The sequence below is a fragment of the Kitasatospora sp. NPDC057223 genome (assembly GCF_042669755.1).
GTDB lineage: Bacteria > Actinomycetota > Actinomycetes > Streptomycetales > Streptomycetaceae > Kitasatospora.
The window spans coordinates 166,992-189,910 of record NZ_JBHUWW010000001.1; the positions used below are offsets into that span (position 1 = coordinate 166,992).

The window sequence follows — 22,919 nt, forward strand, 5'->3', positions numbered from 1 at the left end:
CAGACCGCCGCACCAGCGGCTGAGGAGGACTGACCGATGTCGGTGACCACCACCAACCTGATCATGGGCCCGGCGACCCTGTACCAGGGCCTGTTCGGGGCGACCGAGCCCGCCGAGACCGCCATCAACTCCACCCCGCAGGCCAGCGCGTGGACCGACATGGGCGGCACCGTCGACGGCGTCACCCTCTCCGTCGACCAGACGTACACCGCACTGGAAGTCGACCAGATCGTCGACCGCGCAGGCAGCCGCCTCACCAAGCGCGAACTCACGATCGAGACCAGCCTCGCCGAGGCCACGCTGGAGAACCTCTCCGTGGTCCTCAACGGCGGCACCGCCGCGACCGGCACCGGCTACAAGTCCTTCGAGCCGCTGTTCGCGTCGAGCGCCACCCAGCCTGCCTACTCGGCCCTGCTGTTCGACGGCTGGGGCGCCAACATCCTGCGCCGGCGGGTGGCCCTCCGCAAGACCCTCAGCACCGACGCCGTCGCGATGGCCTACACCAAGGACAAGCAGACGGTCTACAAGACGAAGTTCTCCGGCCACTACGTGAGCGCCGCCGTAGCGCCGTTCCACGTCACCGAAGCCACCGCGTAGCCCACCGCCCGACGGCACCACAGCCGTCGGGCACCCGGCCCTCCCCACTCGCAGGAGCACACCCATGGCAGCGACCCGTACCAACCCCGCCAAGCGCACCCTCCCCAAGCCCGCCGGCGCAGCCAAGCCGGCACCGTTCGAACCGGTCCGCATCGGCCGGAAGAAGAGGGCCGCCGACGAGGGCGTGCCGCTGTTCTACCTCACCGGCGACGACGGCGAGGACATCGAGTACCGCATCCCGTCGAAGGTGCCGACCAGTCTCTCGCTGGAGTACCTGCGGCTCGCCCGGACGATGGGCGAGAACGCGGCTGCCCAGCGGGTCCTCGAACGGCTCCTGGGCCCGGACGCGTACCGGGCCCTGGAGCAGTCCGACGAGGTCGACGACGACGACATGCTGCACATCCTCCAGGCCGTCGTCGCACACGTCGCCGGGCCCGTGGACGAGTCGGGAAAAGGCCAGGCCTGACGTGGGCCAGGCCTTTCGGTGAGCGTGTCGCGCAGGTCGCATGGGTCCTCGACCACTGGGACGACCTGTGTGCGGACTTCCGGGTGTTCTACGGCGTCGACCTGGAGTCGGAGCCGGAGCTGGACGGGCCGCGGTTCTTCAGCCTCGCGCAGCGGGTCGGCGTGTACGGCGGGGTGATCGCAGCCCGCATCGAGGAGCAGCAACGGGACGAACCGGGCCAGGTGAGGCCGGCAAACGAACGCCGTGACGGACAGGACGAGAAGCACATGGAGCTGGCCGCGTTCCGGCTGGCGTTCCCGGGGCTGGTCGATGTTGCGAGGGTCGCACAGGAGGAGGTGGAGTAGGTGAGCTTCAGGGTCGCCGAGGGATTCGTCGAAGTGACGATGGACAAGTCCAGGTACGAGGCTGACAAGCAGCGGCTGAAGGGCGACAAGCTCGACGTCAAGGTGCTCGTCAAGCTCGACGACCAGGCCGCCAGGGCTCAGCTCAAGCTCCTTGCGAAGCCGATCACCGTGAAGCTGCAGGCGCAGCTCGACGATGTCGCGGCGAAGGCTCGGATCGCGCAGCTCGGCGACAAGCTGAAGGTGAAGGTGACGCCGGAGCTTCAGACGGCTACCTACCTCACCCAGCTCTCGAAGCTGACGCGCGACCAGACGGTGAAGATCACCGCCATCCTCGACGCCGCAACGTACCTCACGCAGCTCGCCCGGATCACCCGCGACCAGGTCGTCCACATCCGCGCGGACCTCAACGCGAACGCCTACCTAACCCAGCTGACCCGTATCACCCGCGACCAGACGATCGACGTCCGGGCGAATCTGATCACCGGTGACACCAGGGCCCGCCTCGACACCCTGACCCGTAACCGGCGCGTCCGCGTCGACGTCGACTCCTCCGGCCTGTCCGGACTGTCCGGCCTGCTGGGCAGGATCGGCAACGGCGGCTCCGGTGCGGCGGGCGGCATCGGCATGCTCGGCAGCCGCATGGGGATGCTCCTCACCGCAGCACTGTCGGCGGTCCCCACTCTCGCGTCGCTCGGCCAGGCCATCATCGCGATGGGGCCCGCGGCTGCCGTCGCCGCGCCCGCCCTCGCGTCCCTCGGTGCGATCTTCGGCACGCTCAAGCTGGGCCTGTCCGGGGTCGGCGCCGCTTTCAAGCAGGCGTTCTCTCCTGCGGGTGGCGGTGGTGGCGGTGCAGCCGACATGTCCAAGGCCATCGAGGCTGCCGAACGGCGCGTTGCCGATGCCAAGGAGAACGTCGCCAAGACCACGGCGGACGCCGCTGCCCGAGTCATACGCGCCAACCGAGACGTTGCAGACGCCGAGCAGTCTCTCGCCAACACCCGCCAGCAGGCCTCCGACCGGTCGGTGAAGGCCCTGCGGGACGTCGCCGACGCGGAGCAGCGCCTTGCCGACGCGCAGGCCAAGGCCTTGCGGGCGCAGCGTGACCTCGATGACGCTCGCCGGCAGGCAGCTCAGGATCTCGAAGACCTTGCGAATCGCGTTGCCGACGGGCGTCTCAGCGAGCGCGCAGACATCCTTGCCGTCGCCGACGCGGAGGCGGCACTCAAGAAGGTCAAGGCGGCTGGCAGTGGCGCCAGTGAGGATCAGGTCGCCCGGGCGCAGCTCTCCTACGACCAGGCGGCACAGGCTCTGCGCGAGCAGCAGTTGGAGAACCGACGTCTCGGTGAGGAGCAGACCGCTGCGGCAGCAGCAGGGGTCGAGGGCGCGGCCGCGGTGCAGGCCGCGCAGGACGGTCTGACGCAGTCCACCCGGGACACCGCTGACGCGGCGCAGGCTCTCGCGGACGCGCAGACGGAGAACACCCGTACGCAGGTGGGCAACGCGCAGGACATTGCCAAGTCGGAGCGGGACCTGGCGGACGCGCGGCAAGCGGCGGCGGATGCTGCGGTGGAGGGGAACGACCGGGTAGCGAAGTCGCAGGAGGAGTTGGCGCGCGCCCAGGAGGACTTGGCGGACGCGCAGGCGAAGGTCGCTGCCGGTGGTGCGGCGATGGCTGATGCGATGGCGAAGCTGGCACCGTCGGCGAGGGAGTTCGTCGAGGCCGTGAAGGCGTTGGCGCCGGCGTGGAACGCGCTGAAGCTGGATGTCCAGCAGCAGCTGTTCGAAGGCTTGGGCGCGAAGCTGACGTCGGTCGCCCAGCAGGTACTACCGGACCTGCAGGCGGGTCTGGTGGGTACCGCCGGCGTGCTGAACCAGATGGCGCTCGGCGCGATGGACGCCGTTGACCAGCTCTCCAAGACCGGCACGTTGAAGGCTGCGTTCGCGTCGATCAACGACGGCCTCAAGCCGTTGCAGCAGGCGCCCGGCAACATCCTCTCGATGTTCGGGACGCTCACGGCCGCAGCCGGCCCGGCGTTCCAGCGGATCACGTCGGCGATCGGCGAGACCCTGGCCAGTTTCACGACTCGCCTGTCCGCGGCCTTCTCCAGTGGTCAGTTGACGGAGGCCATCAACGGGGCGCTCGACATTGCGGTCCAGTTCGGGAAGCTGCTGGGTGACATCCTGGGGACGCTGGGCAACGTCCTGAAGGCGGCGGGCGCGGCCGGAGGGAACGCGCTCGGTGTTCTCGGCGCGGTTTTCTCGGAGCTGCGGCGGGTCACGGCGATGCCTGAGGTGCAGGCAGCCTTGACGTCGCTGTTCAAGGTGTTGAACACGCTCGCGGGCACGGTCGCGTCGCTGCTCGGCCAGGCGCTGATGATGCTCGGGCCGGTGATCACCGCCCTGGCGCCGCCGGTCATGGCTCTGGTGTCGGCGATCGGCTCTGCCCTGTCGCCGATCATCGCGGCGCTCGGTCCGATCCTTACCGCGGCGGCGCAGGCTATTGGCCAGCTGGTTGTTGCGGCGCTTCCGCTGCTGAACACGATCAGTTCTCTCGCCGTCGCACTCCTGCCTGCTCTGATGCCGCTGCTGGCTGGCGTTTCGATGATCTTCACTCAGCTCGGCCCGATCGTGCAGAGCCTGGCTACGTCCCTGTCCGCGACGTTCGGACCCATCATCGCCTCGCTCCAGCCGCTCATCCAGTCGCTGGTCACCGCGCTGTCGGGCTTCCTCGGTCCGATCCTGGCGACCTTGCCGGGCCTGATCGCGCCGCTGGTCACTTTGCTCGGTGTGGAGCTGAGTGCGATCCTGCCGATCCTGACTCAGCTCATCCAGCAGCTGCCGCTCGCCGAACTCGGCGCGTCCTTCGCGGAGGTGGCTGTCGCCCTGACGCCGGTCCTGACGTCCCTTGCGACGCTGCTGATGCAGACTCTGCCTCTGCTGATGCCGATCTTGACGCCGATCATCGAGACCGTCGGGAAGCTCGCGAAGATTTTCGCGGACGAGCTGGCGCACATCATCACGACGGTCGTCGTGCCCGCGTTGACGGCCGTCTCCCAGTTGCTGAAGGGCGATTTCTCCGGCGCCGTCGACTCGGTGAAGCAGTTGGTCAAGGGGATGGTTGACGAGGTTGTCCGCCTTCTCGCCGAAGTGCCGTTCAAGATCCTGAACGCGTTGATCGACCTCGGCTCGGTCCTCCTCCATATGTTCGCGGAGGCCAACCGGCGGCTCGTCGTCTGGCTCGTTGAACACCGGAGTGACATCGTCAGCTGGTTCGAGGACCTGCCGGGCAACATCGTCGACGCCTTGGGCGACCTCGGACGGCTCCTCATCAATGCCGGCGGCGACCTCATCAAGGGCTTGATCAACGGCATCAAGGGTTCCATGGGCAGCCTGAAGAACATGCTCGGCGGCGTCACCGACATCATCCCCGACTGGAAGGGCCCGGCCGAGAGGGATGCCCAACTCCTCGTCCCGGCCGGCGCAAGCATGATCGATGGCCTGATGGGGGGCATCACCAGCCGCCTCCCCTCACTCCAGGGCCTGCTGGGTGACATCACGACGCGCATCGGCGGCACGACACTCGGCGGCGCCCCGGGCCTGCCGACCGGCCCCGGAGGGATCGTCACGGCTGCGGGAGGCTCCCCGGCAGGTCTCAACCCGGCAGGCTCGGGCGTTGCAACCCCCGCAGGTGGTGGCATCAGGATCGACAACATCACCATCAACGCGGGGTCCCTCGACATGGCGTCAGCAGCCGACCGACGTCGCATCGCAGATGCCCTCGTAGTGGAGATCAAGGACGCACTGAGGGGCTACGACCGAGGGAGGGCCCGCTGATGGCCGGCACGTGGGGCACCGTCCAACTCGGCCGCACCAGCCTCCGCGAGACGTTCACCGTCGCGGAGTCCAGCGCTGACATCCGCGGCCTGGACCTCGACGGGCAGGAGTCCACGCCGCCGCTGACCCGCGCTGTCCTCGTCGCCCGGCACGACAACCTCCTCGCCCTGCAGCAGGGCGTACCAACCGCCGTGACGTGGACCGACAAACCCGAGCGCAACGGCTACTACGCGGTGAAGGGCTCCTCCGCGTCACTGCGGGAGTACGTCAACGACACTGTCACCTCCACCTGGAAGGTGGCCTTGGAGCGGCTCGGCTCCTCCGCCGAGGTCGACCTGCAGTCCCGCCTCACAGGCGTCGTCCGCGCCAACGATTTCAGCCTGACCGGGGAGACGTGGCACGCCCCGCCGATCGGCCACACCACCTACTACACCGGCGCAACCAGCCCCAGCCTCATGACCCGCGCCACCGCCGACGGCACCATGACCGTCTACCGGGGCATCCCCACCGGCGCCTCCCCCCGATGGGCATGCGACCCCGGCCTGTACCTGGCTGGCCGGGTCCGCATCAACGACACCGTCGCAGCGACCGGCAGTGGGTTCGAGATCGACGGTACCGAACAGCCGCTGCCCGTTGCCGGCTGGACGATGGGCAACGGCCTCGTGAACATCGCGCCGTCCGCCTCGGCGGGCGTCCTGGACGTGCAGGCGTACACGGGGTCCGCGTGGCACTCCAAGCTTTGGAACATCACGGTCGGCGGGTCGGGTGTCTCCGCGTGGGACTCCGCGACGATCCTCCGCAACGACCCTGAGCAGTGCGTCCTCCGTCTCACCGCCCCGCGCTCCCCCGGTCGCGCCACCCTCGACCTCACCCTCCGCCGCGGCAGCCGGTTCGTCGAGGGCTACCTGCAGTGCGGCGCCGCCTCCACCCTCGCCGTGTACCTCCGCACCTCCGAGACCAACACCTCGGCCGCCGCTTCCGGGTACATCGTCGCCACCGGCAACGACACCGACGGCAATCGCGCAGCCGCCGGATCCGCGCGCACCTTCACCGCACACGCCAACGGCGGCGTCTCCAAGACGACCACCGCGACATTGGACTTCTGGGTCGGCGTGGTCGCTGGCGGCGGAAGCGCCGTGTCCGGGGACGCCGCGACAGACCTGCGCAATCAGTACATCGGCGCCCTCGCCGAAGCCACCTACACGGCGAGGCGATGACCCATGTCCGTCACCGAAGTCCTGACAGCCCTGGGTCGCTGGCAGATCGAACTCCAGCCGACCACCCCCCGTGATGTCCTCGACGGTCTCGCCGAGTTCGGGCACGTCGCGATCGTCCCCGGGCGAGTCGACCCCCGCGCCGGCGGCGACAACCTCCTGCTGGCCGCGAGGTACGTCGGCGTCGTCCGCACCAAGGTTCTCGCTGACGACGGCCGCACCAAGGCCCCCGGCGACAAGGTCCAGGTTGGCGGCGTCGGCCTCGCCATGTGGCTCGGCGACGAGGACGACAAGGGCTCCGTCTACGAGAACGCCACCATTTTCGCGTCCGCCTCCTTCGCGAACACCATTCGTGGTCTCCTGCCAGCCTCCGGCGCCATCACCGAAGGCACCCTGTACTCCGTCGCCGGCACCTACTCCGGCACCCACCAGTGGCAGTCGCCACGCAAGGCCATCAGTTACGTCTGCGACACCATGTCCACCACGTCAATCCCGGTCAGCTGGCGGGTCAACGGCAACGGCACCCTCGACGCCGGACCCGAGTCCAACCTCTTCACCACCATCCCGACCTGCTCGATCGTCCGCCGCGGCGCCGGTCAGGACATGAGCCTCGTCGCGCTGCCCGGCCAGCTGAACCTCAGCCGCGACGTGGAGGACTACACGACCAGGGTGGTGCTCCTCGCCGAGGGCGAAGGCGTGTCAACGGCGACCGGCTCCGCAGACATCAACCCCGGCCTCAACCCGTACAAGGACCTGCACGGCAACAGCATCAAGTTGACCCGCATGGTGTCCGAGTCCGGCACCTCGCAGGTCAACGCGGCGATCCGCGCGCAGCTCGCTCTCTCCCAGTTCGTCGGCGCGCGCAACGCGTTGACGCTGTCGACGGCCGACTACGACGTCGAGGGCTCCTTCTCGCCCGGCGACTACGTGTGGGCGTATGACCCGGACAAGGGCCTCCTCGACCCTGCCAACGAGATTACGTTCCGGGGGCAGCGCTTCAACCCCCTGAGGTTGCAGGTCACCGAGACGACGTGGCCCGTCACCGCTGGGCACACCGTTGCCTACCGGGCCGCAGACGGAACCTGGACCGACCTCACCGACTACCTCCAGTTCGAGGCGAACGGGGCGACCACGGTCGTGGTGGGTGATTTCGAGCGCCAGCTCTCCAACTCCGGTTCGGAGCCGGTCGGCTCCCGGCCCAACTCGGACACCAGCGTTCCCGGTGTCCCTGTGTTCATCACGCCGTTCTCCGGCGCTGCCTACCTGGACAACCGCGGCTTCACCCGCTCCCGCGTCATCGCCTCCTGGAACGCCCCCAACAACACCGACGGGTCCACCGTCCTCGACGGCGACCACTACGAACTCCGCTACGCCATCGACACCGACCTCATCTATCCCGCCACGTGGACGCAACTGTCGGCCGTCCGCTGGCAGGACCTGCAGCAGTGGCGGCAGCCCTTCGCGGCCCCCACGGGCCAGTGGCAGTACATGAACGTGGGCTGGGGGACGGTGACGGCTCAGCTGCAGGATCTCGCGCCCGGTGTCGGGTACGACGTGCAGATCCGGGCCGTCGACAAGGCCGGCAATGCGGGCGCCTGGTCCAGCACGACGACGTTCGTGGCGACGGCCGACAACATCCCGCCTTCGACGCCGGCAGCACCGTCCGTCGCGGCGTCCCGGATCGCCGTGCAGGTGACGCACACGCTGGGGAAGGCGACCGGCGGGACGTACAACCTCGAAAGCGACCTCCACCACTTGGAGGTCCATGTCGAGTACGAGCCCACCTTCACGCCGTCACCGACGACCCTCAAGGCGAAGGTCAGCGCCACGGCCGGCATGATCCAGGCGCAGGTGCCCGTCGTCGCGACCGTCCAGGTTGAGGAGACGTCAGCCCGGTATGTACGGGTCATCGCCGTGGACATCGCCGGCAACAAGTCCGCACCATCGGCAGCGGCGTCATCGACTGCGCTGCTGATCGACGACGCCCACATCTCCGACCTGACCGTCACCAAAGTCACCGCCGGCACGATCTCCGCAGACTGGATCGTCGGCGCCCGCATCAAAACGGCCGACACCGGCGCCCGCGTCGAACTGTCCATGCTCGGCGTGCAGACCTACAACGCCGCCGGTACTCGAACGTTCTTCGCGGACTCCGCCACCGGAAACGTCTCCATCGTCGGCGAGCTGTCCAGCGGCACATCAGGCCGCCGCATCGTCGTCAACCCGAACAACTCCGGCGAAGCCGTCATCCGCTTCTACAACCTCGACGGCACCGACTTCGCTTTCCTCAACGCCTGGGGAACAGGAACGGAAGCAAACGTCGGACTCCAGTCAGGCGTCGACTCGAATAACCACGTATCCACCCTGAAGCTCGCCGAAAGCGGAATCGACTTCGGACGTTACGCCCCGACCGGAAACACCCAGGTCGGCGGCTACATGTTCCTCAACGACACCCAAGTGATTCTCGGCATGCTCACAGGGGGCGTGGCTCAGGCCTCGGCAACAGATTGGATTGCAGGGGCTTTCGGAGGATCAAACGCGACGACCTCATACTGGCGCCACTTTACAACTGGTGCCGCGACGTTCTTCGGGCGGGTCAACTTCGGCGCCAGCGCCACCAACCAAGCTGTCATCTTCGACAAGGTCGACTTCAGCGTCGGAGCCGGCGCCCACGTCATCACCTACGGCCCGACCATGGACAGCACGACCGTCCCCGTCGCCACGTACTACGACAGCAGCGGAACCCTCTGCCGATGGCAAGTGAGCGCATTCAGCACTACCGGCTTCGCAGTCACTACCGAATTCTCAACAGGCTCGACAAGCATCGCCTACATCTCCTTCAGGTGACCCATGAATTTCACCGTAGAGCGAATCGAGGAAGACACCAACAATGGACGCGAGATCTGGATCGTCGTAATGGTTGACGAGTCCGGCTCCAGGGTGAACCACGCGATCCCGAAGGACACGCTCCTGTGGCGGGCCGCCGAATACGGCATCGACCCCACCGACACGGAGACGCTCCTCGACATCATCCTCCACGAGCCGTACATCCCCGACCCGCGCCTCAACGACCCGCCCGCAGCAGCAGCCGTCCGCGCAGTGGTGAACGGCAAGCGGGTACCCGCCACGCTCGCAACAGCCGCGACCACAGCCGACGCCCGGACCGCGCACCTCGCACGGGTCCTGCACGTGAAGGCCAACGTGCGTCGCATCTCAAGTCCCCAGGGCAAGGGCGTCAAGAACCCGCTGGACGCGATCCACGGCCACCCCGTCGACCACGTCCGGCTGGCGGAGATCCATGAGACCCTGCGCCCCGTACAGTCCCCCGCTCACCTCGGGAGCCGTCGATGACCGCCACGACCACCACCCGCCTCGGCCTGTACAAGACCTCGTCGGACGGCGCGGACTTCGTCAACGTCGTCACCGACCTGCTGAACAACCTCGACGCGATCGACCTGAACATCGGCTACCGGGACTGCACCTCGACAACCAGGCCGTCCACCGTCTGGAAGGGCCTGCCGATCCGGGAGTCCGACACCGGGCGCCTCTACGTCTCCAACGGGACCGCACCTGCCTCCGCATCGTGGAAGCAGATCCCGGCGGAGGGGGCGAGCTTCCTCGCCGCGTTCACCTTCGCCGGCGCCCTCACTCTCAGTTCAACGCTGGCCGTCAGCGGCGCCACAACCCTCGCGTCGACCCTCGGCGTTACGGGAGCGGTGAGCCTCAACTCGACGCTCGCCGTCACTGGCGCCGTCACCGCCTCGTCGACGATGCGCGCCACCGGCATGGCGTCCGCGTACGCGCAGTCCACCGTCACCGTCGGTACGTCCAGCACCTCCTACGTGGACACGTCCACGGTGCTGTCCACCACCATCGTCGTCCCGCCGTCCGGCAAAGTCGACATCACCGGGACCATCACCCACTACAGCAACTCTGGTGGGTACTCGTACTCCGACCTGCTGATCACCGGCAGCACATCGGGCACCCTGCGCACCCCCACCGACGTCCAGGCGATGCGCCTGTCCGGCCCCGGCCCCGACATCACCAGCTCGTATTCGTTCATCCAGACTGCGGCCGCCGGTGAGACCCTCACCATGAAATGGCAGCACCGGGTGACGACGGGCGCGAACCAGATGGTCTTCCGGGCTATCAAGGCCATCCCCCTGCTCGGCTAGGAGACCTTCATGACCGATACCTCACCGCAGCTGACTGTTCCCCTCGACGCTGTCCTTGACGAGTACATCCGCATGAATACCGAACTGACGATGTCGCTCGCGCAGATGCGCGTGCTCCTCGCTGAGCGGAGCCGCGAACTCGCGGCGGGACGGGAGGAAGCAGAAGAGATGCGAGCGAAGCTGGCCGCTGCGGACGCCGCGCCGGCGTGGCCGTACGAGACGCCTCCCGGTGGCGTACCGGCCTGATCAGAGACGGGCGTCGCCCTGGTCCGGTTGGCCGCTGCTGTTGGCACCGTGGGCGTTCCACAGCCATGTACGGCGGGGGAGGTGGATGATCCGGGCGCCTGCGGCGATGCACTCCACGGTGAACTGGAAGTCCTCGCCGTAGCGTTCCCCGTTGATGGTGGCGCCCGGTGGGGGCTCGCGGAAGCCGACTGCCTGGGCGAGCTCGGTTCGAACCAGCGTCGTGATCGTCGTCTGGGTCGGGTGTTCGGGGTCGAAGACCTTCCCGAAGTGCGGCAGCGGGTCGGAGCCGAACCCGACCGGCACGTACCAGGCGTAGACGTAGTCTGCGCCGGCATCTTGGGCACACGCCATAAGGTCAGCGAGATGGTTGGGCTTCAGCTGGTCGTCGGAGTCGAGGAACGCGACCCACTCGGTGGTGACCTTCAGGAGGCCGCGGTGGCGGGTGGCTGCAGCACCGGCGCGGTCGAGGTCGTGCTCGACGATGAGGGATGCGGCGGGCAGGGTCTGGCCGAAGACGGAACCGACGGCGCGCTTCGTCATGCCGTTGCGGACCCTGGCCGGATGAGTGGGGACAACGACGGAGATGCCGGTCTGCATGTCGTGGCTCCTCAGGGCCGGAAGGTGGCTGGGGCCTGGTCGGCGGTCATCCTCGATTGGCTTCTCCTGACCACCGGAGTTGGCACGTACGGCGGGGCCTCTGGCCTGTCGAGGCTGGCCAGTTCGTCGGCGGTGATGCCGTGGGCGTGTGCGAGGTCGATGAGTTCAGGGCAGTCGTCGAGGTTCTCGACGTTGGGTCCGCAGTCGCCATAGCCGCAGCCTTCGCAACACGTCGCGTAGAAGCTGACGCCGAAGTTCGCATGATCAGGGTCGAAGCGATGCCGCGCCAAGACCCTTCGGTCGGCTTCGCAGCGGCGGAGAATCGCATTCGGCGAGTGTCGTGCAATGTGGTGCGCGTCAGCGATGTGGGTGTCGCCACTGACGACGACCTCAACGACGTAGTTGTCGATCCCGCCAGCCCACACGCCCGCCTCGATTCCCTTCCGCCCGTGGTCGTCGACCGTCGCCTCCCACGGACCGGGGGCTGCCTGCTTCGCGGCGGCTTCAGCCTCGTTCACCTTGGAGGTGATCCATTCGTGGAGGTTCATGACTCGCTCCTGAGCGCACGTCGGACGCCCTCTTCGAGGGTCACGGTCGGCTGGTAGAAGGAGTGCAGCCTGGTCGGGTCGGCGACGCGGTATTGGACGCCGTCGGGGGCGCCGAGGATGTGGTGCAGCTTCGGCTTGTAGCCGGCTTCGGCGCAGACCAGCTCCGCGAGCTCATTGAAGGATGTGGCCCGGCCGGTGCCGATGTTCGTCGGACCGGTGACGTCCTGGTCGATCGCAGCGAGGGTGGCACCGACGACGTCGTCGATGTGCACCCAGTCCCTGACCTGCCGGCCGGTGCCCCATATCTCGAACGGGTCCCTCTTCTGCCGGGCTCGCTGAATGAAGCTGGGGAACGGGTAGTCGAGGGCCTGGTCGGCGCCATATCCGGACATGGGGCGCAGCACGTGGACGCGGCAGCCTTCGGCTTCGGCGTACGGGACGAGCTGTTCGCCGGTCAACTTCGCGAGGCCGTAGGTCGCGTCGGGCTGGCGGGGTGCGGCAAGGTTGATGTCGTCTTCGTGGAGCCGATGGCCGCTGTCCTCGCCTTGCAGGTCGACGGGGTACGCGGCCGACGAGCTGAAGTACACGGCGCGGCGGGTGCGGGACGCGATGAGCCACCGCATGTACCAGGCGTCCAACGCGAGGTTGGTGGCGACGCCGAGGGGGTGTCCGTCGATGCTGGCGCGGCCGCCGACGACTGCAGCACAGTGAATGGCGAGATCGTAGGGGGTGCGGTCGCGGCGGAAGAAGTCGAGAGCGTCGCCGATGTTCGCCGCCTTCAGGTCACAGGTGGTGACGTGGTGGCCTCGTTCTTCGAGGGCGCGGTGAAGGTGGCGGCCGATGAACCCGGCCGATCCGGTCAGTAGAACCTTCATGCTGGCACCTCGCGTCCGAGCTTCCGGTAGTACACCCGACGGCGCGATGCGTTCTGACACGGCCGACATTTCCTGATCCCGCGGTAGTCAGTGAGCGTGTTCTCTGGAGTCCGTGGATGGCCATTGCGGCACTCTGCGGCGCGGTCGTAAGCCCGATGGCATCTCTGGCAGAGTGCTATCCAGTCATCCAGGTCCCGGCGGTACGTGCGCGAGAGATTGGCCCAATCCAGCGGCTTGTCGGTGCGGCCGCAGTGCTGGCAATCAAGTGGCTTCGGCTTGTACTTCCGAACCCAGTGATGCAGTGCGTGGTAGCTCACCAGATCCCCTCGCCAGTGAGGGTGTCGCTCTCCGCGGGCGAGATCCCGAGTGTCAGTCATGACGCTCCCCGAGGATCACCTGGAACTGGCCGACAGTCTCATGGCGAACCACGGTGTAGCCGCCTTGCTCGATGAGCGCCCGGTAGCCTTCCTGATCCCAGGCCCAGCAATGACATTCGTCGTGAGACTCGGGCGTCTCGGTCCACGGGCTGGAGGCCACTACGAAGCGGCAGTGCGTACCGACCCACTGAACGGTCCCGTGCGGGTCCGCAAGGTGCTCCAGCACTTCGGTCATCACTGCGATGTTGCCGAGGATCACGCCCGGGTGCCCCGGTGCGAAGGCGTCAAGAAGTTCGGCGTCGACGCCCCGTTCGTTCCAACCCGCCTGGTTGGACGGCTGGAAGTCGTACCCCCACGCGGCGAGGTCGTACCGGTCGTACTTGTCCTCGTGCCGCTTCAGGAGGGACAGCAGACCGCCGTCGCCGCAGCCGAGATCCGTGACCCCCGCCGAGTAGCCGGCACCGGAGGCGTGGTGCCGCGCTGCGGCATCCAGGACGAGCTGGTACGCCTTGTCCAGGCGGGGCCGGTGGACGGGCTGTTCGAGGTGCGGGGCGCGTTCCCGGTGCTCGTGGAACTCCGGGGTGGACACGTGCGGGACGTCGCCGGCGAACAGGCGGTACTCGGTCACGAGGCCACCCCTTCGATGGCAGCCACGATGGCAGCCGCCAGCGGGGCGACCCACTCGGCGTACTCACTCTCCGGGTCGACCTCGTTCAAGCCGAAGTCCCAGAACGCGAAGGCCCGGATCGCCTGCTCGGCGGCGGCCTGCTTGTCGTCAGCCACGGGGGTACTCCTTGATCTGCTGGACCCAGTGGTCCAGGTCGTTGGCTCGCCACGTTTCGAAGACGGCCCGGTCGGCATCGGACCGCTCGTCACTGTTCGCCTCGGCGTAGCCCTCGTCCCACAGCGCCTTCGAAGCGATCGGATGCATGTGCTCGACGATCACGTCCGGCAGGTACCGGATCGCCCCGAGCGCCTGCCCGAGGGCCAGCCACACGTTGTCGGCGTACAGGTGCACCAGGCCGGGCGGCACCATGTAGCCCGTCGCGAGAACGATGTCCGACGTCATCGCGACCTGTGTCGGCAGCGCCTCGCCCTGGATCAGGTCGTTGCCGTAAACCACGCCCGTACCGAGTTGCTCCAGCGCTTCGATGTACAGGCGGTCCCAGCCAGCGGTGCGCGGCCGGTGATCGTCACCCAGGAAGCCGATGTGACGGCTGCCCGCAGCCACCGTCGGCGCGAAAGCGTTGAGTGTCCCCCCAAGGCGCAGCCGGGGCCCGACCTGCAGCTGCAGTCGCGGGTCACCGTCGGCCCAGTCGAGCTTCTGCTCGTACCCGAGCAAGAACGGGTCGTCGTCGTCGACCGCGGCGAGCAGCACCGTGTCGCCGGTGGACGTCTCCTTGAATGCGCACCAGAGATCCCACAGGTTCCCGGGCCGGCCGCGGGTCGGCACGATGATCGTCAGGTCAGGCACGGTTGCTGCCCTTCTGCTTGCTGCCGGCCCAGGCAGCGATCCACACGAGCGCGACGAATGTCCCGCAGATGATCCCGATGATGTAGACGGCAATCACTGGTCGACCCCTCTCAGCTCAGTCACAGGGCAATGCACTCGACGGCCGTCGTCCAGGTCCACGACAGCCTCCGGGCCGTCGAACCCGAGAAGCCGGCCAGCGTCGACGACGACTGCCGCGACGAACGGATCCTCCTGACGCACCACCACGCGTCCGCCGACGACGTCCTCGGCCTCGCCGCGGGTCATGACGGCACCCGTGCGAGGTGCGTTGCGACGATCTCCCGCAGCGTGTCGTCCAGCGTCCGGCCGGGCGTCCAGCCGAGCGCCGCGAGGGTGCCGCCGTCGAGGCCGTACCGCAGGTCGTGGCCCGGCCTGGACGTCCCCGCGTCCACCAACTCGACGTGAAGGGGCCGTCGGAGGATCCCGGCGATGCTCTCTGCGAGCGCCAGGTTCGTACGCTCCTCACCCACGATGTGAAAGAGGGCAGGACGGTCGTACTGCGGGTGCTGCTGCACCGTCGCGTGGCCGAGGATGTGGATCAGGGCGCCGCCGAGCTCCCACGCGTCGAGCCAGTGGCGGCTGCTGGACTGGCCGTCGGCGGACGCGAAGATGCGCACGGGCTCACCGGCGAGGATCCGGGAGATGACCTGCGGTACGAACTTCACCGCCGGCTGGCCCGGGCCGAGGATGTTCATCGTCCGCGTCAGGATCAGCGGCAGTCCGTACGTCCGCCAGTACGTGATCGCGATCGCCGACTGAGCGGCCTTGCTCCCCGAGTACGGGTTCGCGGGCAGGATCGCGTCCCACTCACGGTGCGGGCCGTCGCCGCCGTGGATCGGCCCGTACTCCTCGTCCGTACCGACATGCAGCACGGTACGGGGCTGGACGATGCGCGCCAGTTCCAGGACGTTCAGCATCAGCGCGACGTTGGAACGGATGATCCGCGCCGGGTCGGTGATGGACAGGTCGATCTGGGTGTCGCTTGCGAGGTTGACGATGTGCTCGACGGGCCCGATCCTGTCGATCGTCGACCCGGTCATCTCGAACCCCAGGTCGCAGCGAACCACCGTCACCCGGATTGCCCACTCCGGATGCGCGGTGAGGAGCTGCACGATCCGGGTGTCCGACCCACGTCGGGGGCTGACCGTCCCGACGACATGCCAGTCCGTGTCGGCGAGGATCCGGTGCAGGACCCTCGCGCCGGCGAACCCCGCTGCCCCAGTAAGCAGGATGCGCGTCACGGGAGCAGCACCTTCTGCCACTCGTCGACGTGACCCTCGATCGTCCAGTCGGCGGCCTGCCGGCGCCCTGCGGCGCCCATCTCGGCGCGCATCGCCTCGTCGTTCACGAGGTCGCGCAGGTAGCGGCCCCACTCGTGATCCCTGCGGACGAGGAACCCCGTCTCACCATGCCGCACGAACTGCGCGTACGGTCCGTAGTCGGACGCGATGACGGGGATGCCGAGCATCGCCGCCTCCAGCGGGCGCAGCGGCGACTTGGACGCGTTGAACCGGTGGGCGCGCAGCGGCGCCAGCATGATGTCGTAGTCGATGGCCCGCCAGTAGTCCGGCACCGAAGCGGTCCACTCCGACACCCGGACCCGGTCCCGCACGCCGAGAGCCTTGCGGTAGTCGGAGCCCATCAAGTGCAGCTCGACGTGCGGGTTGCGGTTCATGACCTGGCGGAGCTGCCCGCCGATCTCCTCGACGTCCATCTGGTGCGTGGCCGAGCCGCCCCACCCGATCGTCACCACGCCGTCTCTGTGGGGCCGTTCGTGCTGCAGGAGCCATGCGGGCAGGTAGTTGGGGATCACGTGCACGTTCGGGTTGAGCGGGCGCACCACGGCGGCGAGTTCTTCCATCGTCACGGTGACCGCGTCCGCCACGGCGATGTTCGCCTCCAGACGCTGCCGCACGTCATCCCGCTCGAAGAAGGCGTGCGCAACGGGCGACGACGAGTCGACGTGCCACAGGTCATCGTCGAGCTCGAAGACCAGCCTCGGCCGGCTTGCCTGCGCGGCGATCTCCTGCCAGCGGGCGGACGGGCCCGGCATGCACACGCGCTGTCCGATCAGCGTCCGGGCCGTGAGTTGCTCGGCCATCCGCTCGGAAGAGCCGGTCGCGTAGCCCTCGGCGCGCAGGGCCTGCAGCGGCAGTTCGACACGAAGGACTCCACAGCCGGTGCGGTCCGCCATCCAGCCGAAAACATCCAGGCCGGGAGGTGGGGGCGTCACAGTGCCGCTCCGATCGGCGGGGGTAGCGGGGTTGGTACGCGGGGCCCGACCCCGCTAGAGCGGGCCCCGCGTCGCGACCTGCATGGGGGACACACCAGCCGCAGCCCAGACAGTAGGTGCGGGCCCTACGAGTGGTGGAAATGCAGGTCAGAGCGTTGCAGCGGGACTCTCGGGGCGGGTGATTCTGAGGGTGTGGGTCCGGTGCCAGGTGGCGTACGCGGACGGCTGGAGGGTCGCGGACACGGGCGCTGACCTGCACCGGACCCATGCTGGCTCTACCTCCCGAGGAGGTGTGCAGTGACCTGTCGTGCAGCGCGCTCCGGCGGGCCCTGCCTCTTCGCTGGCTTGTGCGATGAGGTGCAACTGATCTGTATGGGCCGGGTCTGCGCAGCCCCGCTGGATTCCTACCCCTGGAGACCCTGATGGCCTGGTTCCCCGGCGCTGAGCGCATGGAGCTGCAACCCGAGTCGGACGGCCAGCCGGCGATCGTCCCGACGCAGCTCATCCTGCACAGCATCGCGGCGCCGTGGACGCCGCGGCGGATGTACGAGTACTGGAGGGACTCGACGAACCTGGAGTCGCACTTCGGCCTCGGGTTCGACGGCAGTCTCGGGCAGTACATCGGGACGCAGACCCGCGCGGACGCGAACATGCACGCGAACCTCCGGCCGGACGGTACGGGTGCGATCTCGTGCGAGTCGGCGTCCAACCTGCAGCACACGGACCCGTGGACGGACGCGCAGGTCGAGACCCTGATCCGGCTCGGCGTGTGGGTGCACCAGCAGCACGGGATCCCGCTGCGGATCTGCCGAACCTGGAACGACCCGGGGTTCGGCGTGCACCGCCTGTTCCCGGAGTGGTCGGACGGCGGCACGGCGTGCCCCGGCGACGCCCGCGTCCGGCAGTTCCACGAGGTCGTGTTCCCCGCCATCGTCGCCCGCGCGAACGGCGGCACCGCCCCGGCCTCTCCCGCACCCACTACCCCCGTCCAGGAGGACGACGTGCCGTACACCCCTGCGGAGCTGGGCTCCGCTGTCGCCAACGCGCTGATGCCCGTCTACAACCCCGACGGCTCGGTGAAGGGCGAGGCGACGCTGTACCAGTACCTCGGCGGCATCGACCTCGCCAACAGGCGGGCCGACGCCGCGTTCGCGTCGATCCAGGCGACTCTCGCCGCGCAGGCCGCCGTCCTCAAGCTCGTCCTCGACCAGAACCAGCACGTCGACACGGCCGCCGTACTGGCGGCGGTCGCTGCGGTCGGCGACCAGGCGGCCGCCGCCGTGAAGCAGACGCTGGCCAGCGGCATCAACGTCACCGTCACCACCAACACCACCCCGAAGGGGAACTGATCATGCCCAAGATCCTCGGCCGTGAGCCCGCCCTGTGGCTGACGCTCGTCGCCGTCCTCGTCAAGGCCGCCACCGCCTTCGGCCTGGACCTGACCGTCGACCAGCAGGCCGGCGTCAACGCGCTCGCGGCGGCCGTGGTCGGCCTGATCGTGGCGATCCTCGTCCATGACGGGGCGGTGGCCGCGGTGCTCGGTCTCGCGCAGGCTGCTCTGGCGCTGAGCCTCGGCTTCGGTGCCCACCTGGGCGCTGACCAGCAGGTCTCCATCATGGCTGTCGTGGCGATCGCCGTCGGCATGTACACCCGCACGCAGGTGACGGCCCCCGTCGCGGCGAAGGCGCCGCTGCCGCCGCTGACCGTGGCCGACCAGTACCCGGTGATCTGACGTGGGTGCCGCGGGGGCCTGGTACCGCCGGAGGGTAGGTCTCCGCGGCACCGCACTCGGCGTCACCGGCATCGGCTGGATCACTTACGGCACCGGCATCATCACGGACCCCCGGTACGGGGTGCAGCGCGGCGTGCAGGTGCTCGTGCAGATTTGCCCGCTGTCCTGGTGGGGCGTCCTGTGGATCGCCTGCGGGATGACGGCATTCGGCGCGGCTCTCTGCCGGCCGGGGCCGGACCGGCTCGGGTTCGCCGCCGGCGCGCTCGCGCCGTTGCTGTGGGCTGGTGCGTACGTGATCGCCTGGTTGACGGGTGGATACCCGCAGGCGTGGACAGCGACCCCGGCATGGTGTGTGCCGCTGGTCCTGTTGGGGGTGGTGGCGGCCCTGTCATCGCGGTACGCCGCGCTGTTGCTGCGGTACGCCGCCGCCCTGGATCGGATCCGGGCGCTGGAGAGGGGTGCCGATGGAGGCGAGTAGTGGGCTGTGGGGCGCGGTGGCGGTGGCCATCGGTGTGGTCGGATCGGTGACGATGTCGTGGATCGGCCGGACTCGGGATCACGACGACCCGAAGGAGCCGGCGCCGGCTGAGTTGACGACGATCGCGGGTCTGGCGCAGGGGATGGTGCGCCTGCAGAGTCGGGTGCAGGAGCTGGAGACCGCGCAGACAGCGCAGCAGGAGCATGCTCGGCTGCAGGATCTGACGGTGGGTGCGCTTCGTCGGTACGTGCGTCGGTTGGAGACGGCTCTGCGGGATGCTGGGGTGGCGGTCCCGCCCCCGGATGCTGCCGATGCCCATTTGATCCGCGTTCCCTGACGCCCTGAAGTGCCGCGCCCCCGTCTGGCCTTCGGGCCGGGCGGGGGCGTCGTCGTCTTTGGAGGTCTCGGGAACACCATCGGTCACAGAAGCGATTCTGCGGTCGCCCGGACTAGGCTTGCCGCATCACCCGAACGGCCCATCGGCCGGGGCATAAAGCTGCCCCGGCGGGACTCCTACATCTCACCGGGGCCGGAGCGCAACGAAAGGCACTCAATGCCAGAGCACAACAGTAACCTGCCCGTCGGCGCCGACGCGAGCGGGGGCAGCCCCTTCGACCAGATTCGGCGGGTCGACGACTACGGCCAGGAGTACTGGTCGGCCCGCGAACTCCAGCCGCTGATGGGTTACGCGCGGTGGGAGGACTTCTCCAACACCGTCATCGACCGGGCGATCCGGTCGTCGGAGAACGTCGGCACCTACTCTGACCAGGCTTTTTCGGCGGTCACCGAAACAGGAACGGCTGGTCGGGCCAGGGCCGACTACCGCCTGAGCCGCACTGCGGCGTACCTCGTTGCGATGAACGGCGAGCCGAACAAGCCGGCCGTCGCGGCGGCGCAGGCGTACTTCGCGATGCAGACCCGCAAGGCCGAGATCGCGACGAGCCGGCCGATGTCCGAGATCGAGATGGCCCGGCAGTACCTCGCCGTCCTGGAGCGCGAGGAGAAGCAGGCCAAGGAGCTGGCGATCGCGGCGCCGAAGGCCGGCAAGTGGGACGAGTTCCTCGACACCGAGGGGCTGATCAGCATGCGGTCGCTGGCCGACATGCTGGGCGAGGACGTCAAGGTCGTCACGAACTGGCTGGTCGAGATCGGCATCTTCCGCAAGGAGGTGTCGCGGTACGGCGGCGCTCGGAACCTGCCGCGCCTGCCGTACCAGCGGGCGAGCCAGTTCGCCGTCAAGGTCGAGTCAGCGAACGGCGTGAGCTTCTCGGTGGCGTACGCGACGGCCAGGGGCCTCGATCTGATCGTGGACCTGTGGCGGCAGAAGGAGGTTCGACTCCCCGCTCGGCCGGCGGGCGAGGCCCGCTGACCTGCGTTGCCCCGTCCTCCTCACGGGAGGGCGGGGCTTCGTCGTGTCTGCGGCCGGCGGCTCGGCCAGCACCGGATGATGCGATCATGACTCCCCGCGCCCGTGTGACCCTCCCCGATGGCCAGGAGCTGGACGTCGAGGTGACGGGCCGGGAGAGGGTCGGCGACGCCTGGTGGTACCTGCTGCGGCTGACCCTGCCCGGCGGTCAGGAGGTGGCCTTCCGGGCGGCGTATCCGACGGTCCGCCCGATCCCCGGCGAGTCGTACGCGGACCTGCCGGGCGCCCCCGCCGACCCGGACCAGCTGCTCGTGGACAGCCTGCCGCGCCCTGATGAGCCGCTGCTGCTGATCCACCGGGCGTCCTGCTGGTACATGGCCCGAAACGCCCGGCCAGTCACCCGGGCGGAGGCCGACGACCTGATCGCGGCCGGCGCCCGCCTGTGCGAGGTGTGCCTGCCGGGCCGGCGCGCGACGTGGGACGGCCAGTCGTAGGTCAGGCGTCCCCTGCTCGCGCGGCGTCCTTGAGTGCCCTCTCGGTCACCGGGTGACAGCCGTCGGCGAGTGCCTGCTGCATGGTGGGGTGCAGCCGTACGGCGTCGAACGCCGCGGCCTGCTTGCCGCGCAGGTCGGCGAGCCGGGCCCGCAGGTCATCCGGCCACATGCCCCGCTCCACGGCCTGCTCAGGGTCGGGGAACTCGGCGCGGCGGGCAGCCTCCGTCTCCGCGAGCCAGCCGTGCAGTTCGGCACGCGCGGCGTCGAGGGCACGCTGGAGGTCGATCAGGTCAGGGGGCGGAGGCAGGGCATCGGGCATGCCGGAATCGTACTGACCTGCACCGACAACGCCCCCGACCTGCGGGCCAGGGGCGAGTCGAGCAGTGCTCAGGCGGCGGGGATGAGCACCCGCGCGCGCTCGACGAAGTCGGCGACGAGCCGGTGCTGGCCGAAGGGCTGCATCCGCTTCTGCAAGTCGACGACGGCCTCGACCGCCCGCGACGACTTCACCTTGCTCGTCAGCGAGAGCGTCCGCAGGCCGGCCGCGTACGCCGCTTCCAGGTCGTTGCGCTGCAAGTGCGCGGAGGCGAGGGCGGCCTGCGACATGGCACCGCGGCGGGCCCGGGACTGCATGCGGGCGTGGTCGATGCTGCGGCGGGCGTGCTCCTGCGCGCCGGCGGAGTCGCCGATGTCCCGCAGTGTCACGGCGTGCTCTCCGTGCAGGTACGCGGGATCAATGAACAGCGCCCACTCGGGCTCTGCCTCGTGGTCGATGTGCTCCGCCGCGGCTTCGGACTGCACGATCGCGCGGGCAGCCCCGGCCCTGTCGCCCATCGCAGCGAGCGCCCTGCCCTCCAGCGCCCACAGGTCGGCGAGGGCGGCGTGCGACTGGCCGCCGAGTCCGTGCCGGCCGGACCGGGCGAGATTCAGCCCCTCTTCGGGGTGCCCGAGGAGGGTGGCCTGGTCGGCCATCCCGGCGAGGACGTGGGCGCCGAGCGGTGCATTCTGCGACTCCTCGGCGAGGCGGAGCGACTGGATGAGGTAGCGCTGGGCGGTGCCGTGCTCGCCGTTGTCGTAGGCCATCCATCCGAGGAGGTAGGTCTGTTCGGCGGCGGCTTCGCAAAGGGCGCGCCGGATGTCGTCGGTCTGGGTCCGGCGCAGGAGCGGGTAGACGTGGACGTTCATGTAGGCGGCGAGGACGAGGCGGCCGGACCCGCCACCTTGGAAGATGTCGATCTTCTGGAACTCGGAGAACATGTTCCGCACCGCGGTGACGTCCTCGATGCGCACGCGGGGCCCGGCGTCGGGTTGCTGGTCGAGGGTGGCGAGGAGCCAGTCCCTGCTCGGGCCGGTGGCGGCAACGGCGGCGAACGGCGCGCTGGCCAGGAATTTACGTCGGTCCACGTCTGCTCTCCCCAGGTCAGAGACGGTCTCCACCGTATCCGTGTAGCTGCGGGAGTAAAGGAGCGAGCGGTCCTCCGCCGGGCTCTCCCCGAGCCCGAGTTCGTACGATGTGACCCGGTATCCGACCCGGGCTGAAATGACGTCAGCGATGATGCCGGGCACCGGCCGTCGGGGGACGCGCCCCTCCTGGACCCAGCGTCGGACGGTCGTCGCGTCCGAGCGCACCTGAGGGTGTCCGGCGTCCTGAGCTGCACGGACGACGAGCCGCGCCAGCTCCCTGTTGCTCAGCTCGGCACGCCGGAGCCAGTTCGCGAGCTTCTCGTTCGGTGTCGCCATGGTGCTGGTCTACCCTTCCCCGCCACCTCGCGCTGAAGTGCCACCCTGTGCCACCCCCTGGGTGATCGCGGGGGAAGGGGTTCGTGCGGT

At 68.8% G+C, this 22,919-nt stretch carries 26 protein-coding genes; 15 read left to right on the top strand and 11 right to left on the bottom strand.

The features are described from left to right. The first annotated feature begins 36 nt into the window (after positions 1 to 36). The 9 genes from ACFUK0_RS01115 (at position 37) to ACFUK0_RS01155 (ending at position 10,876) form a co-directional block, all read left to right on the top strand. Entirely contained in the window at positions 37 to 597 is a 561-nt protein-coding gene (locus ACFUK0_RS01115; protein ID WP_380245885.1) for a hypothetical protein, read from the top strand. A 64-nt stretch (positions 598 to 661) separates the two neighbouring features. After that, positions 662 to 1,063 carry a hypothetical protein gene (locus tag ACFUK0_RS01120; protein WP_380245886.1) on the top strand — a complete coding sequence of 134 codons (402 nt, stop codon included), beginning with the start codon at positions 662 to 664 and terminating at the stop codon, positions 1,061 to 1,063. A gap of 83 nt (positions 1,064 to 1,146) precedes the next feature. After that, positions 1,147 to 1,407, top strand: coding sequence for a hypothetical protein (locus ACFUK0_RS01125; RefSeq protein WP_380245887.1), 261 nt, complete (start codon positions 1,147 to 1,149; stop codon positions 1,405 to 1,407). Next, complete coding sequence (locus ACFUK0_RS01130; RefSeq protein WP_380245888.1) at positions 1,408 to 5,241, top strand: hypothetical protein; 3,834 nt, start codon at positions 1,408 to 1,410, stop codon at positions 5,239 to 5,241. Then, positions 5,241 to 6,458: a hypothetical protein gene (locus ACFUK0_RS01135; RefSeq protein WP_380245889.1), complete on the top strand. Its 1,218-nt coding sequence runs from the start codon at positions 5,241 to 5,243 to the stop codon at positions 6,456 to 6,458. The genes ACFUK0_RS01130 and ACFUK0_RS01135 overlap by 1 nt, the downstream gene beginning before the upstream one ends. Before the next feature lie 3 nt (positions 6,459 to 6,461). Continuing rightward, complete coding sequence (locus tag ACFUK0_RS01140) at positions 6,462 to 9,302, top strand: hypothetical protein (RefSeq protein WP_380245890.1); 2,841 nt, start codon at positions 6,462 to 6,464, stop codon at positions 9,300 to 9,302. Between the two features lie 3 nt (positions 9,303 to 9,305). Further along, on the top strand, positions 9,306 to 9,806 hold the full coding sequence (locus tag ACFUK0_RS01145; protein ID WP_380245891.1) for a hypothetical protein: 501 nt from the start codon (positions 9,306 to 9,308) through the stop codon (positions 9,804 to 9,806). Beyond that, positions 9,803 to 10,630: a hypothetical protein gene (locus tag ACFUK0_RS01150; protein ID WP_380245892.1), complete on the top strand. Its 828-nt coding sequence runs from the start codon at positions 9,803 to 9,805 to the stop codon at positions 10,628 to 10,630. The genes ACFUK0_RS01145 and ACFUK0_RS01150 overlap by 4 nt, the downstream gene beginning before the upstream one ends. Positions 10,631 to 10,639: 9 nt before the next feature. After that, positions 10,640 to 10,876, top strand: coding sequence for a hypothetical protein (locus tag ACFUK0_RS01155; protein ID WP_380245893.1), 237 nt, complete (start codon positions 10,640 to 10,642; stop codon positions 10,874 to 10,876). On the opposite strand, the gene ACFUK0_RS01160 is transcribed toward ACFUK0_RS01155, so the two are convergent. From ACFUK0_RS01160 to ACFUK0_RS01200, 9 genes are all read right to left on the bottom strand, one after another. Beyond that, positions 10,877 to 11,473 (bottom strand): glycosyltransferase family 2 protein, encoded by a 597-nt coding sequence (locus tag ACFUK0_RS01160; RefSeq protein WP_380245894.1) that lies wholly within the window; start codon positions 11,471 to 11,473, stop codon positions 10,877 to 10,879. A gap of 11 nt (positions 11,474 to 11,484) precedes the next feature. Continuing rightward, the gene (locus ACFUK0_RS01165; RefSeq protein ID WP_380245895.1) at positions 11,485 to 12,021 is read right to left on the bottom strand and encodes a DUF6221 family protein; all 537 of its coding nucleotides are present in this window, start codon (positions 12,019 to 12,021) and stop codon (positions 11,485 to 11,487) included. After that, complete coding sequence (locus ACFUK0_RS01170) at positions 12,018 to 12,956, bottom strand: NAD-dependent epimerase/dehydratase family protein (protein WP_380245896.1); 939 nt, start codon at positions 12,954 to 12,956, stop codon at positions 12,018 to 12,020. The genes ACFUK0_RS01165 and ACFUK0_RS01170 overlap by 4 nt, the downstream gene beginning before the upstream one ends. 309 nt (positions 12,957 to 13,265) lie before the next feature. Next, positions 13,266 to 13,901, bottom strand: a complete 636-nt coding sequence (locus ACFUK0_RS01175; RefSeq protein WP_380245897.1) for a methyltransferase domain-containing protein — start codon at positions 13,899 to 13,901, stop codon at positions 13,266 to 13,268. Continuing rightward, positions 13,898 to 14,056, bottom strand: a complete 159-nt coding sequence (locus tag ACFUK0_RS01180; protein ID WP_380245898.1) for a hypothetical protein — start codon at positions 14,054 to 14,056, stop codon at positions 13,898 to 13,900. The genes ACFUK0_RS01175 and ACFUK0_RS01180 overlap by 4 nt, the downstream gene beginning before the upstream one ends. Continuing rightward, on the bottom strand, positions 14,049 to 14,747 hold the full coding sequence (locus ACFUK0_RS01185; protein WP_380245899.1) for a hypothetical protein: 699 nt from the start codon (positions 14,745 to 14,747) through the stop codon (positions 14,049 to 14,051). The genes ACFUK0_RS01180 and ACFUK0_RS01185 overlap by 8 nt, the downstream gene beginning before the upstream one ends. Positions 14,748 to 14,840: 93 nt before the next feature. After that, on the bottom strand, positions 14,841 to 15,032 hold the full coding sequence (locus tag ACFUK0_RS01190) for a hypothetical protein (RefSeq protein WP_380245900.1): 192 nt from the start codon (positions 15,030 to 15,032) through the stop codon (positions 14,841 to 14,843). Beyond that, complete coding sequence (locus ACFUK0_RS01195; RefSeq protein WP_380245901.1) at positions 15,029 to 16,027, bottom strand: NAD-dependent epimerase/dehydratase family protein; 999 nt, start codon at positions 16,025 to 16,027, stop codon at positions 15,029 to 15,031. The genes ACFUK0_RS01190 and ACFUK0_RS01195 overlap by 4 nt, the downstream gene beginning before the upstream one ends. Continuing rightward, on the bottom strand, positions 16,024 to 16,980 hold the full coding sequence (locus ACFUK0_RS01200; RefSeq protein WP_380245902.1) for a glycosyltransferase family 4 protein: 957 nt from the start codon (positions 16,978 to 16,980) through the stop codon (positions 16,024 to 16,026). The genes ACFUK0_RS01195 and ACFUK0_RS01200 overlap by 4 nt, the downstream gene beginning before the upstream one ends. Before the next feature lie 461 nt (positions 16,981 to 17,441). Here ACFUK0_RS01200 and ACFUK0_RS01205 point away from each other — a divergent pair, with 461 nt between their 5' ends. The 6 genes from ACFUK0_RS01205 (at position 17,442) to ACFUK0_RS01230 (ending at position 21,089) form a co-directional block, all read left to right on the top strand. Beyond that, positions 17,442 to 18,368, top strand: a complete 927-nt coding sequence (locus tag ACFUK0_RS01205; RefSeq protein ID WP_380245903.1) for an N-acetylmuramoyl-L-alanine amidase — start codon at positions 17,442 to 17,444, stop codon at positions 18,366 to 18,368. Between the two features lie 2 nt (positions 18,369 to 18,370). After that, entirely contained in the window at positions 18,371 to 18,751 is a 381-nt protein-coding gene (locus ACFUK0_RS01210) for a hypothetical protein (protein WP_380245904.1), read from the top strand. Between the two features lies 1 nt (position 18,752). Beyond that, positions 18,753 to 19,229: a hypothetical protein gene (locus ACFUK0_RS01215; RefSeq protein ID WP_380245905.1), complete on the top strand. Its 477-nt coding sequence runs from the start codon at positions 18,753 to 18,755 to the stop codon at positions 19,227 to 19,229. Then, a complete protein-coding gene (locus ACFUK0_RS01220) occupies positions 19,216 to 19,566 on the top strand; it encodes a hypothetical protein (protein ID WP_380245906.1) in 351 nt (116 codons plus the stop codon). Before ACFUK0_RS01215 ends, ACFUK0_RS01220 begins: the two co-directional genes overlap by 14 nt. A 216-nt stretch (positions 19,567 to 19,782) precedes the next feature. After that, positions 19,783 to 20,598, top strand: a complete 816-nt coding sequence (locus tag ACFUK0_RS01225) for a phage antirepressor KilAC domain-containing protein (RefSeq protein WP_380245907.1) — start codon at positions 19,783 to 19,785, stop codon at positions 20,596 to 20,598. Positions 20,599 to 20,684: 86 nt separating this feature from the next. Then, complete coding sequence (locus tag ACFUK0_RS01230; RefSeq protein WP_380245908.1) at positions 20,685 to 21,089, top strand: DUF6233 domain-containing protein; 405 nt, start codon at positions 20,685 to 20,687, stop codon at positions 21,087 to 21,089. Position 21,090: 1 nt separating this feature from the next. Here ACFUK0_RS01230 and ACFUK0_RS01235 read toward each other — a convergent pair whose 3' ends face one another. After that, complete coding sequence (locus ACFUK0_RS01235; RefSeq protein WP_380245909.1) at positions 21,091 to 21,408, bottom strand: hypothetical protein; 318 nt, start codon at positions 21,406 to 21,408, stop codon at positions 21,091 to 21,093. A gap of 68 nt (positions 21,409 to 21,476) precedes the next feature. Next, positions 21,477 to 22,493, bottom strand: a complete 1,017-nt coding sequence (locus ACFUK0_RS01240; RefSeq protein WP_380245910.1) for a transcriptional regulator — start codon at positions 22,491 to 22,493, stop codon at positions 21,477 to 21,479. Positions 22,494 to 22,919 lie beyond the last annotated feature (426 nt).